Origin of the sequence: Pseudomonas sp. NFIX49 (assembly GCF_900115915.1) — a bacterium.
Taxonomy (GTDB): Bacteria; Pseudomonadota; Gammaproteobacteria; order Pseudomonadales; family Pseudomonadaceae; genus Aquipseudomonas; species Aquipseudomonas pharyngis.
In genome coordinates this window covers 266920-278877 of the sequence record NZ_FOYE01000009.1, presented here as the reverse complement: position 1 = coordinate 278877, position 11958 = coordinate 266920, and the positions used below count along the sequence as shown (strand labels likewise).

The window sequence follows — 11958 nt, the reverse complement described above, 5'->3', positions numbered from 1 at the left end:
GCCTCCAGGTCAGCCGTGCGGGTGGACGGTCAGTGCGACCAGTTTCACCACAATCGGCCGGACCACGAGAATGCACAGAAATGCCACGGGCATCGCCAGTTTGTAGGCGTGCAGCGCATTGCTAAGGTAATCGGCATCAATTCCGAAATTGGAGGCGGTGATCACCAGCGACATCAGAAACGCCATGATGGTCGCCATGTACAACGCAAATACGTACGGCATGGCACGGGCAGACAGCTTGCGCGGGCTGAACGCCTTGGTTCTTGGGGATAGTCTCTGATTCATGTCAGTCCTTGTTGACCGAAGTGGATAGGCGCCAAGCACCCTAACAAGTCTGCCAAGCCGTAACTAGACTGATCGCCGTGAGCAATTTATAAACAAAATCTTATTAATTCATCCTCGCCGGGATCCACGCATGAACCTCTTGGGTGCAATCGATTGTTTTATCAAAGTCGTTGAGGCGGGATCGATTGTCGGCGCCGCCAAAACCCTCGGGGTGAGTGCCGCCGCCGTCAGTCAGACCCTTGGTCGCCTTGAGACTCACCTCGACACACGCCTGCTGCAACGCACCACCCGCAGCATGGCGCTGACGGAGAGCGGTTCGGTGTATTTCGAGAAAGTAAAACGTATCGCGCTCGATCTGGAGTCCGCGCAGAGCGCCATCAGCCACGCGCAGACGCAACTCCAGGGACACTTGAGTATCGCCTCCACCGCCGGGTTCGGGCGCCATGTACTGGCCCCGGTCATTGCCGGTTTTGCCGAACGCTACCCGCAGTTGACGCTTGAGCTCTCGACCACCGACCGCAAAATCAATCACCTCCACGAAGGTATCGACCTGAGTCTGCGCATCGAGCCGCAACTGGAAGACGGCATCATCGCGCGCAAGGTTGCGACGGTGCCGTTCGTGATTTGCGCCAGCCCTGACTACCTGCAAAAGGCCGGTCGTCCTTCTACTCCGGCGGATCTTCAACAGCACGCCTGTCTGGCGTTCCGCTATCCGCTGGACGGACGGTTACTGCGCTGGTGGTTCGTTGAGCAGGGTCAGCGCTTTGAGGCTGCGATCAATGCGACCGCCATCAGCGACGATATCGACGCCCTGGCGCAAATGGCTGCTCATGGTGCCGGAATCACCCGACTGGCGGAATTCGTTGCCGCGCCCTATCTGGAGAGTGGTCAACTGGTCTCTTTATTCGAACCGGGCGGCGGCTCGACCTTTGCCAGCGCCGCACCGCTCGAGATCTACGCCTGCGTGCAGGAGCGCGCCGCCATGACTTCCAAGGTCAAGGCCTTCACCGAGTTTTTGCAGGAGTTCCTGCATACCCGCTGGCCCGCTCGATGAGGATCAAGGATCAACCTGCGCCATCAGTTCAGGCACCGATTCCTGCCGCTTCGCATAGCGCTGCGCCAGCACCGCGCAGACCATCAGTTGAATCTGATGGAACAGCATCAGCGGCAGAATCAGCACGCCAATCGCGCTGCCGGCAAACAACACCTGCGCCATCGGCACGCCAGTGGCCAGGCTCTTTTTCGAACCGCAGAACAGAATGGTGATGCGGTCTTCCAGACTGAAACCGAACAGCTTGCCCAGCACTGTGGACGCCAGCAGCACCAGCGCCAACAGAATGCAGCACACCACCACTAGCCCCAGCAGGTCGATCACCGGAATCTGGTGCCAGATGCCCTCGTTCACTGCCTCGCTGAACGCGCCGTAGACCACCAGCAGAATCGAGCCCTGATCGACGAATTTCAGCCAGTTCTTGTTGCGACCGACCCAGGCGCCGATCCAGCGACGGGCAACCTGGCCGGCAATGAACGGCAGCAGCAATTGCACGCTGATTTTCACGATTGCGTCGAGGGTCGAGCCGCCGTCGCCGTGGACGTTGAGCAGCAGCGTCACCAACAGCGGCGTGAGGAAAATACCGAACAGACTGGACGCCGCCGCACTGCAGATCGCCGCCGGAATGTTGCCCCGCGCCAGAGAGGTGAAGGCAATCGCCGACTGCACCGTGGCCGGCAGCGCACACAGATACAGCATGCCCATGTACAGCTGATCACCGATCAGCGGCGACAACAGCGGCTTGAGCGCAAGACCCAGTAGTGGGAACAGGACAAAGGTCAGGCCGAACACCAGCAAATGCAGGCGCCAGTGGCCGGCGCCGGCGATGATCGATTCCCGCGACAGCTTGGCGCCGTGAAGGAAAAACAGCAGCGCAATGGCGATGTTGGTCAGCCAGCCGAAACCGGTCGCGACCTGACCGCTGGCGGGCAGGAAGCTGGCCAGCAGCACCACGCCGATCAGGGTCAAGGTGAAGTTGTCGGGCAAAAATCGTGGGCGCGTCATGGTTTGCTCATCCGGGGGGTTGCCAGTACGTGGAAGCGACTCTAACGTGACTGGAAATTACCGACTAACGCCGAAGAACCCACAGATGCCGCCAAAAGGACACGAAAAGAGCGTCAGACGCAGCATTCCCGGGCTGCCCAGCCTGCCGCGTCCGCTCTATGGGCGCACCGAATCGCTGCCCAATCGCGCGTTGACTCGCCGTCACAGTCATCCGTGGGTGCAGTTGTCCTACGCAATCCAGGGCGTGCTCGAGGTACAGACTGCCGTCGGTCGTTTCGTTGCGCCGCCGGAGCGGGCGGTGTGGATTCCGGCGGGCGTACCGCATCGGGTTTTCAGTTCGCCGCACACGGAAATGCGCAGCCTGTACATCGATTGCAGCGTCGCCAGCTGGGCACCGGAGCGTTGTCATGTGCTCGGGGTCAGTGATCTTTTGCGTGAGCTGATTCGGGCCTTCAGTCAGATTCCTGTCGAATATGACCAGAGCGGCCCGCACGGGCGTCTGGCCCAGGTGATCCTCGATCAACTGGCCGATGCGCCGCCCATCGATCTGATGCTGCCACTGCCGCAGGACAGTCGCTTGCGCCAGATCTATCAGAGTCTGGAGCAACATCCGGAACAGCAGACCACCCTGGCGCACTGGAGCGAAAAGTTCGGCGTTACCGAGAAAACTCTGACTCGGCTGTTCCTGCGCGATACCGGTTTGACCTTCCGCACCTGGCGCCAGCGCCTGCGCCTGCTGGGTGCGCTGACACCGCTGGAACGCGGCGAACGCGTCACCGACGTGGCTTTGGCCTGTGGTTATGACTCGACATCGGCGTTTATCGCGGCGTTTCGCCAACAGTTCGGCGAGACGCCGGGAGAGTTTTTCCGATGAAATTAACCGATATTTATCGACTTTATACATGCCATTGGGCAAATTTCAGGGTAGAGTTTCGCCCATCAAGAACCTTTGACATCTTTCGACGATAACAATGATCAACCACCCTTTAGCGAACCTGTCGGCGGTAACAGCATGATCGAAGTCACTGAAGTTTCCATTGCCCAATTGCGCGCGGCGCTCGAGTCCGGCCAGACCACGGCGGTTGAATTGGTGCAGGCCTATCTGGCGCGCATCGACGCCTATGATGGCCCTGAAACCGCCACTGCGCTGAACGCGGTGATCGTGCGTAACCCCGACGCACTGAAAGAAGCGCAAGCCTCGGACGCCCGTCGTGCCAAGGGCGAAACCCTCGGTCCGCTGGACGGCATCCCGTACACCGCCAAGGACAGCTATCTGGTCAAAGGCCTGACCGCCGCGTCCGGCAGCCCGGCCTTCGCCGATCTGGTGGCACAGCGCGATGCGTTCACCATCGAGCGCCTGCGTGCGGGCGGTGCGATCTGCCTGGGCAAGACCAACATGCCGCCGATGGCCAATGGCGGGATGCAGCGCGGGGTCTATGGCCGCGCCGAAAGCCCGTACAACGCTGATTACCTGACCGCGCCGTTTGCTTCGGGATCATCGAACGGTGCCGGCACTGCCACCGCTGCCAGCTTCTCGGCATTCGGTCTGGCGGAAGAAACCTGGTCGAGCGGTCGTGGCCCTGCCTCGAACAACGGGCTGTGCGCCTACACGCCTTCGCGCGGGGTGATTTCGGTACGCGGCAACTGGCCGCTGACGCCGACCATGGACGTGGTAGTGCCGTACGCCCGCACCATGGCCGACCTGCTGGAAGTGCTCGACGTGGTGGTCGCCGAAGACACCGACACCCGTGGCGACCTGTGGCGCCTGCAACCGTGGGTGCCGATCCCGAGCGTCGCCTCGGTGCGCCCGGCTTCCTATCTCGATCTGGCAGTGAACAGCGATGCACTGGCCGGCAAACGCCTGGGCGTGCCGCGCATGTACATCAACGCCGACCCTGAAGCCGGCACCAGCGAAACGCCGGGTATCGGCGGCCCGACCGGCCAACGCATCAACACCCGCGCTTCGGTGATCGATCTGTGGAAACAGGCCCGTCAGGCCCTCGAAGCCGCCGGCGCCGAAGTGATCGAAGTGGATTTCCCGCTGGTCTCCAACTGCGAAGGCGATCGTCCGGGCGCGCCGACCGTGTTCAATCGCGGCATCGTCTCCAAAGAGTTCATGCACCACGAACTGTGGGACCTGTCGGCCTGGGCGTTCGATGATTTCCTGCGCGCCAACGGCGACCCGAAACTCAATCGACTGGCAGACGTCGACGGGCCGAAAATCTTCCCCCACGACCCTGGCACCCTGCCCAACCGTGAAGGCGACCTCGCTGCCGGCATGGACGAATACGTGCGCATGGCCCAGCGCGGTATCACGCCGTGGGATCAGATTCCGACGCTGCCGGACGGCCTGCGCGGCCTGGAGAAAACCCGCAAGCTCGACCTCGAAGACTGGATGGATCGCCTCGGCCTCGACGCCGTGCTGTTCCCCACCAACGCCGACGTGGGCCCGGCCGACGCCGACGTCAACCCAGCCTCGGCGGACATCGCCTGGAGCAACGGTATCTGGGTCGCCAACGGCAACCTCGCGATCCGCCACCTCGGCGTGCCGACCGTCACCGTGCCGATGGGCGTGATGGCCGACATCGGCATGCCGGTGGGGCTGACGTTTGCCGGTCGCGCCTATGACGATTCGACACTGTTGCGCCTGGCGGCGGCGTTCGAAGCGACCGGTTCCAGGCGTCTGGTGCCGCCGCGTACGCCAGCACTGGCGGCAGGCAAGTAAATGCAAAACGGCGGGATCGATTGATCCCGCCGTTTTTTTATCGTTCTGCCAGTTCTTCCAGCAAATCCGCCGAAGGCACAAAGAAAAGGCTGCCAGTGACCGCCGTGCTGAAGTCCAGCAACCGGTCGTAGTTGCCCGGCGGCTTGCCGACAAACATGTTCTCCAGCATCTGTTCCAGCGGCTCCGGCGAACGCGCGTAGCCAATGAAATAAGTGCCGAACTCGCCTGCGCCAGGTCGGCCGAACGGCATGTTGTCGCGCAGGATCTTCACCTCTTCGCCGTCCTTGGTGATGGTCGTCAACGCACTGTGGGAATTGCTCGGCTTGACCGTCTCGTCCAGTTCGATATCGGACAGTTTGGTGCGCCCGATCACCCGCTCCTGCGCTTCGACCGACAATTCGTTCCACGCCTTCATGTTGTGCAGGTACTTCTGCACCAGCACGTAACTGCCGCCACTGAACGGCTGATCTTCATCGCCCACGAGGGTGAAATGCTCGGCTTTGCGACCGACCGGATTTTCCGTGCCGTCGACAAAACCGATGATGCTGCGCATGTCGAAATAGCGGAAACCCTGTACTTCGTCGGTCACCGTCACGGCGCCGTCCAGCGCCGACATCAACTGCGTTGCCAGCTCGAAACACAGGTCCATCTGATCGGCACGAATGTGCAGCAACAGATCGCCAGGCGTGGAGACGGCGCGCCGCCCTTCTACACCGAATTCGCGAAAGTCGTGCAAGGACGCCGGGCGTGGACTGCCGAACAGACGATCCCAGGCGTTGGAAGAGAACCCGCAAACACAGGACAGGTTTCCCGAAGGGACACGCTTGCCGACCGAGCGCGTCAGCCCCGCGACATCGGCGCACCAGCCGCGGACTTTTTCGGCGGCCTCGGCCTCGGCGTTGAGGGTCGCCACGATGAAGATGGCAGCGCTGGTGATCGGGCTGCAGACGGCTTGAGGATCTGGCGTTTCGATGATCGTGACTCCCAAGGGATGATGGACTAACTCGAAGGGAGGTTAGCAAAGAAGCACTGACTGAAATACCTTCCGTCACCCCGTTGCCAAGGCAGACACTTCGTTAATAACGAACAATACCCACGAAATAAACGATTTTTCTTTGTCGGAAAGCTCCTACTAGCATGGCCCCGTCTACCCCGAAAAACATAAAGACAGGGAGAACGGCATGCACCCCATCAACATCGGCGAACCCTGGATGTGGGTCGCCTTCATCGTTTTTGTCCTCGCCATGCTGGCCGTCGACCTGTTCGTCTTCGGTGGGCGCAAGGCGCATCGGGTCTCGGTACGTGAAGCCTCATCCTGGGTGTTCGCCTGGTGCATGCTGGCGATGGCCTTCGCCGGATTGCTCTGGTGGTATCTGAACGGCGAATTCGGCCCCGAAATCGCCAAAGTCAAGACCCTGGAATTCCTCACCGGTTACCTGATCGAGCAGTCGCTGTCGATCGACAACATGTTCGTCTTTGTGATGATCTTCAGCTACTTCGCCGTGCCGCCGGAGTTGCAGCGCCGGGTGCTGCTATACGGCGTGCTCGGGGCAATCGTGATGCGCGCGGCGATGATCTTTGCCGGCGTATGGCTGGTGTCGCAGTTCACGTGGCTGCTGTATGTGTTCGGCGTGTTCCTGATCATCACCGGGATCAAGATGCTGGTGTTCGCCGAGCAGCAACCGGACCTCGATAACAACCCGCTCCTGCGCTGGGTGCGCGGGCATCTGCGAATCACCAACGGCTTTCACGGCGAGCGCTTTTTTGTGCTGCAGAACGGTGTGCGCTGGGCCACGCCGATGTTTCTGGTGCTGGTGCTGATCGAGGCCAGCGACCTGATGTTTGCGGTCGACAGCATCCCGGCGATTTTCGCGGTGACCACCGACCCGTTCATCATTTTCACCTCAAACATCTTCGCGATCATGGGCCTGCGGGCGCTGTACTTTTTGCTGGCAGACATGGCTGACCGCTTTCATCTGCTCAAGTACGGACTGGCGCTGGTGCTGGTGTTCATCGGCGGGAAGATGACGGCGATGCCATGGTTTCACATGCCGGTGGAGTGGTCGCTGGCGATTGTTGGCGGGCTGATTCTGGCGTCGGTGGTGCTGAGTCTGATGCTGACGAAGGACAAGTCGCCCGAAGAAAGTCAGGCGAAATAACAGTCGGGGGAGCAAACGTGGTTCGCTCCCCCGGTTTTGGGACTATTTGTCGGACTTGATGCTGGTCCACACTCGGGTCCGCACCCGCTCCAGTTTCTGCGGCAACGGTTGCACCACGTACAGTTTCTTCAGCGCTTCGCTGGTCGGCGTCAGGTTCGGGTTGCCGGTAATTTCCTTGTTGATCAGCGGCAGCGAATCCTTGTTGGCATTCGGGTAGCCGAGGAAGTCGCTGATCGAAGCGATGACTTTCGGATCGAGCAAGGTGTTGAGGAACTCGTGGGCCTCTTCGACGTTCTTCGCGCTCTTCGGAATGGCGAAGGTGTCGAACCAGATCGGCGCGCCTTCCTTCGGGAGGCGCCAGTCAACCACCACGCCGTTGCCCGCCTCTTTGGCGCGGTTGCCGAACTGGTAGAAGCTGCCGGAGTAACCGATGGCCACGCAGATATCGCCGTTGGCGATGTCGGTCATGTACTTGGCCGAGTTGAAGTAGGTGACGTAAGGGCGAACCTTGAGCATCAGGTCCTTGGCTTTCTCATAGTCGGCCGGGTTCTGGCTGTTCGGGTCCAGGCCCAGGTAGTGCAGAGCCAGCGGCAGGATTTCCGACGGCGAATCGAGCATCGCCACGCCGCAGGATTTCAGCTTTTCCATGTTCTCCGGCTTGAACACCAGATCCCAGCTGTCCACCGGCGCATTCTCGCCGAGAGCAGCCTTGACCTTGGCAGGGTTGAAGCCGATCAGCACCGTGCCGACCATGTAGGGCACGCCGTACTGATTGCCGGGATCGTTGGCGTCGAGCAACTTGAGCAGCGCCGGGTCCTGGTGGCTCCAGTTCGGTAGCTTGGACTTGTCGAGCTTCTGGAACACGCCAGCCTTGATCTGGGTATCGAGGAACTGGTTCGACGGCACCACCAGGTCATAGCCGGAGTTACCGGTCAGCAGCTTGGCTTCGAGGGATTCGTTGGTGTCGAAGGTGTCCCAGGTCACTTTGATGTTGCTTTTGGCGGCGAAATCCTTGGGCACCGACGGCAGGATGTAATCCGCCCAGTTGTACACCCGCAGTTCGCGCTGTTCGGCCTGTACGGCGCTAGCCAGCAGCGTCAGCCCGCAAACAGTAGCGCCCAGAATGCGTTTCATCGTGACCATGTTGTGTTTCCCCGAATGCAGCGTGAGTCGATGGTTTTTATGTTCTGTACACGGCAGCGGCTTGCAAATCAGCCAAGGGCAAGGAAGGTGCAGCATCTAGTTGTGGCTTCGATTCTTCCTGACAGCGTAGACGCAGCACAGTAGCCGGTTGGCCAAAAGGGGATCGAAATGGCCAATTTGCGTGACCGCCGGGATGCGGAAACAACAATGCCCGGCGAAGTGCCGGGCATTGTTTGAACAGCTTGCGAACGCTCAGTCGGTAAAACCCAACCGCGCCGCCCTGCTCTGCTGAGTCTGGCCACGGGTCGCGAGGCAGTAATACAGCGGGCACGTCACGATCAGGCCGACCAGCCACGACAAGTCAGCACCTTCCACGAGATTGGCGTACGGCCCGACATACAACGATGTGTTGGCGAACGGCAGCTGCACGATGATGCCGATGAAGTAGGCAATGATCGCGTGCAGGTTGAAGCGCCCATAAATGCCCCCGTCGGCGCGGAAGATCGAAGCGATGTCATAGCTGCCGCGCTTGATCAGGTAGAAGTCGATCAGGTTGATCGACGCCCACGGCACCAGCACAAGCAGCAGCGCCAGAATCAAACCGATGAATTCGGAAATGAAATCCGCCGACGCGCCCAGCGCCACCACGCAGCAGCCCGCCAGCACCACGCTCGACAAGATCACTCGCACTTTGATGCTCGGCGTCCATTGGCTGGCAAAGGTCTGGATCGAGGTGATGATCGACAGCACCGCACCATACAGATTCAGCGCGTTGTGGCTGATGATGTTGAGCAGAAACAGCACCATCAGAATCGGCCCCAGCCAACCGGTCGACTGCTTGACCGCCGCCATCGCTTCGGTGCCATCCGGGGTCGCCAACACCGCGACCGCGCCGAAGGTGAACGACAGAATCGTGCCCAGCGTGGCGCCCAGATAAGTCGCGATAAACGGTTTGCCGATCCCGATGTCCGCCGGCAGGTAACGGGAATAGTCGGAGACGTACGGCGAAAAGCTGATCTGCCAGATGATCCCCAGCGACACCGTCGCCAGCCATCCGGACAGGTTGAAGCTGCCACGGGTAAAGAAGTCCGCCGGCAACTCATGGGCAAAGATGTAGATGAAACCGGCGAGCAGCGCGCTGCCCATCACCCAGGTGCCGATGCGGTTGAGCGTGTGAATGAAGTTGTAGCCCATCACGCCGATGGTCGTGGCGCTGAGGGCGCCGATCAGAATGCTCAACGGCGCCGGCACCGACGGCGCGATGCCGACGATGGACTTGCCGGCCAGCACGATGTTGGAAATGAAGAAGCCAATATAGATGATCGCCGCGAAGAACACGATCAACAGCGCGCCGTAACGCCCGAACTGACCCCGACTCTGGACCATCTGCGGAATGCCCATGCGCGGGCCTTGCGCCGACGCCAGGGCGATCACCACCCCGCCGATCATGTGCCCCAGCGCAATGGCCAGCAGCCCCCAGAACAGGTCGAGATGAAACACCTGAACCACCATGGCGCCGGTGACGATGGGCAGTGGCGCAATGTTGGTGCTGAACCATAGGGTGAAAAGATCGCGGGCCTTCCCGTGGCGTTCCGCGAGTGGGACGTAGTCGACCGTGTGATTCTCGATCAACGGATCTTGCCGGGACATCTGGGACATAAAAATGAACTCGATTGGGTCTGTTCTTATCGTTGTATGAAGCCAAACCGGGGGTGCTTTGTGGTCGCCCCTCAGATGCAGACCATATTATGGTATTCCAACATTTTCACAAGACTGATCCGCTGTTTACGACGGCATCTGATCCGGCATCCTCCCTGATAGCCAGCGTTCACGGCTAGAGCAAAGCCCCGTAAATGCTGAGTTTCCGACGGATGAACCACGTTTATCGTTTCACCAAAAAAGCGCTTGCAATCGATGTATTACGGTATACCATCAGACCCATAAACACATAAAAACACGCTTCACCGCACTCGAGGATTGACCAATGATCGATGCTGCCGTCTACAAACAAGTCATGGGCTCGTTCCCGTCCGGCGTTACCGTCATCACCACCCTGGATGACGACGGCCAGATCGTCGGCCTGACCGCCAGCGCTTTCAGTTCGCTGTCGATGGATCCGGCCCTGGTGCTGTTCTGCCCCAACTACAGTTCCGATTCCTACCCTGTCCTGATCAAGAACAAACGCTTTGCCATTCACGTCCTGTCCGGCGGCCAGCAGAGCGAAGCCTATGCCTTCGCCCGCAAAGGCAAGGACAAGGCGCAGGGCATCCAGTGGACGCTGAGCGAACTGGGCAACCCGATCCTGGCCAATGCGACAGCTATCATCGAATGTGAGCTGTGGCGCGAATACGAAGGCGGCGACCACGCGATCATGGTCGGCGCGGTGAAAAACCTCATCGTCCCTCAGCAGGACGCCGGCCCGCTGGTGTATTGCCACGGCAAGATGGGCGCCCTGCCCGCCTTCGCCTGATCCGCACGATTGCACTTAAACAGGCCGGCAAGCGACCGGCCGACCACAAGAGATTCGAGGTAGCGTCATGAAATTTTCCCTGTTCGTACACATGGAGCGCTGGGACGAAAGCGTCAGCCACCGTCAACTGTTCGAAGACCTGACCGAACTGACGTTGATGGCCGAGGCCGGTGGTTTCAGCACCGTGTGGATCGGCGAACACCACGCGATGGAATACACCATCTCGCCGAGCCCGATGCCGTTGCTGGCCTACCTCGCGGCCAAGACCACCACCATTCACCTGGGCGCCGGCACCATCATCGCGCCGTTCTGGCATCCGCTGCGGGTCGCCGGTGAATGCGCGCTGCTCGATGTGATCAGCAACGGCCGGATGGAAGTCGGCCTGGCGAGAGGCGCCTATCAGGTGGAATTCGACCGCATGGCCGGCGGCATGCCCGCCTCCAGCGGTGGACAGGCACTGCGGGAAATGGTCCCGGTAGTCCGCGCGCTGTGGCAAGGCGACTACGCCCACAACGGCGAGATATGGAAATTCCCTACCTCCACCAGCGTGCCGAAACCGATCCAGAAGCCCAACCCGCCGATGTGGATCGCCGCCCGCGACCCGGACTCGCACAACTTCGCCGTGGCCAACGGCTGCAACGTGATGGTCACGCCGTTGATGAAGGGCGACGAAGAAGTTCTCGATCTGAAGAACAAGTTCCAGACTGCGCTGGACAACAACCCGGATGTGCCGCGTCCGCAATTGATGGTGCTGCGTCATACCCACGTGCATTCAGTGGATGACCCGGAAGGCTGGAAGGTCGGCGCGAAAGCCATCTCACGTTTCTATCGTACGTTTGATGCGTGGTTCGGCAACAAGGAAGTGCCGGTTAATGGTTTCCTCGCCCCGAGCCCGGAAGAGAAATTTGCCGGGCGTCCGGAGTTTGAGTTGGAGAGCCTGCACGAGACGGCCATGATCGGCACGCCGGGAGAGATCATTCCGCGAATCAAGTACTACCAGGAACTGGGCGTGGATGAGTTCAGTTTCTGGTGCGACAACAGCTTGCCGCATGCGGAGAAGAAGAAGTCGCTGGAGTTGTTTATCAAGCATGTGGTGCCGGCGTTCAGATAGGCCTGCTGC

11 protein-coding genes are annotated in these 11958 nt (G+C 60.3%); 6 read left to right on the top strand and 5 right to left on the bottom strand.

Annotated features, from left to right (window positions below; genetic code table 11):
- Positions 1 to 9: 9 nt before the first annotated feature.
- Positions 10 to 285 (bottom strand): DUF2798 domain-containing protein, encoded by a 276-nt coding sequence (locus tag BMZ46_RS25190; protein ID WP_074688621.1) that lies wholly within the window; start codon positions 283 to 285, stop codon positions 10 to 12.
- Between the two features lie 130 nt (positions 286 to 415).
- Here BMZ46_RS25190 and BMZ46_RS25185 point away from each other — a divergent pair, with 130 nt between their 5' ends.
- Positions 416 to 1339 (top strand): LysR family transcriptional regulator, encoded by a 924-nt coding sequence (locus BMZ46_RS25185; protein WP_074688624.1) that lies wholly within the window; start codon positions 416 to 418, stop codon positions 1337 to 1339.
- A gap of 3 nt (positions 1340 to 1342) precedes the next feature.
- Here BMZ46_RS25185 and BMZ46_RS25180 read toward each other — a convergent pair whose 3' ends face one another.
- Complete coding sequence (locus tag BMZ46_RS25180) at positions 1343 to 2341, bottom strand: bile acid:sodium symporter family protein (RefSeq protein WP_039766914.1); 999 nt, start codon at positions 2339 to 2341, stop codon at positions 1343 to 1345.
- An 85-nt stretch (positions 2342 to 2426) separates the two neighbouring features.
- On the opposite strand from BMZ46_RS25180, the gene BMZ46_RS25175 reads away from it, so the two are divergent.
- Entirely contained in the window at positions 2427 to 3215 is a 789-nt protein-coding gene (locus tag BMZ46_RS25175) for an AraC family transcriptional regulator (protein WP_074688626.1), read from the top strand.
- Positions 3216 to 3353: 138 nt separating this feature from the next.
- Positions 3354 to 5066, top strand: coding sequence for an amidase (locus BMZ46_RS25170; RefSeq protein WP_074688628.1), 1713 nt, complete (start codon positions 3354 to 3356; stop codon positions 5064 to 5066).
- A gap of 37 nt (positions 5067 to 5103) precedes the next feature.
- Here the strand turns inward: BMZ46_RS25170 and BMZ46_RS25165 are convergent, their stop codons facing one another.
- A complete protein-coding gene (locus BMZ46_RS25165; RefSeq protein ID WP_039766920.1) occupies positions 5104 to 6054 on the bottom strand; it encodes a Dyp-type peroxidase in 951 nt (316 codons plus the stop codon).
- Between the two features lie 193 nt (positions 6055 to 6247).
- Here BMZ46_RS25165 and BMZ46_RS25160 point away from each other — a divergent pair, with 193 nt between their 5' ends.
- Positions 6248 to 7225 (top strand): TerC family protein, encoded by a 978-nt coding sequence (locus BMZ46_RS25160; RefSeq protein ID WP_074688630.1) that lies wholly within the window; start codon positions 6248 to 6250, stop codon positions 7223 to 7225.
- 42 nt (positions 7226 to 7267) lie between these two features.
- Here BMZ46_RS25160 and BMZ46_RS25155 read toward each other — a convergent pair whose 3' ends face one another.
- Positions 7268 to 8368 carry a polyamine ABC transporter substrate-binding protein gene (locus BMZ46_RS25155; RefSeq protein ID WP_074688632.1) on the bottom strand — a complete coding sequence of 367 codons (1101 nt, stop codon included), beginning with the start codon at positions 8366 to 8368 and terminating at the stop codon, positions 7268 to 7270.
- Positions 8369 to 8620: 252 nt separating this feature from the next.
- On the bottom strand, positions 8621 to 10027 hold the full coding sequence (locus BMZ46_RS25150; RefSeq protein ID WP_074688634.1) for a purine-cytosine permease family protein: 1407 nt from the start codon (positions 10025 to 10027) through the stop codon (positions 8621 to 8623).
- 325 nt (positions 10028 to 10352) lie between these two features.
- Here BMZ46_RS25150 and BMZ46_RS25145 point away from each other — a divergent pair, with 325 nt between their 5' ends.
- Entirely contained in the window at positions 10353 to 10838 is a 486-nt protein-coding gene (locus tag BMZ46_RS25145; protein ID WP_039766925.1) for a flavin reductase family protein, read from the top strand.
- Between the two features lie 67 nt (positions 10839 to 10905).
- Complete coding sequence (locus BMZ46_RS25140) at positions 10906 to 11949, top strand: LLM class flavin-dependent oxidoreductase (RefSeq protein ID WP_074688636.1); 1044 nt, start codon at positions 10906 to 10908, stop codon at positions 11947 to 11949.
- The last annotated feature ends 9 nt before the right edge of the window (positions 11950 to 11958 follow it).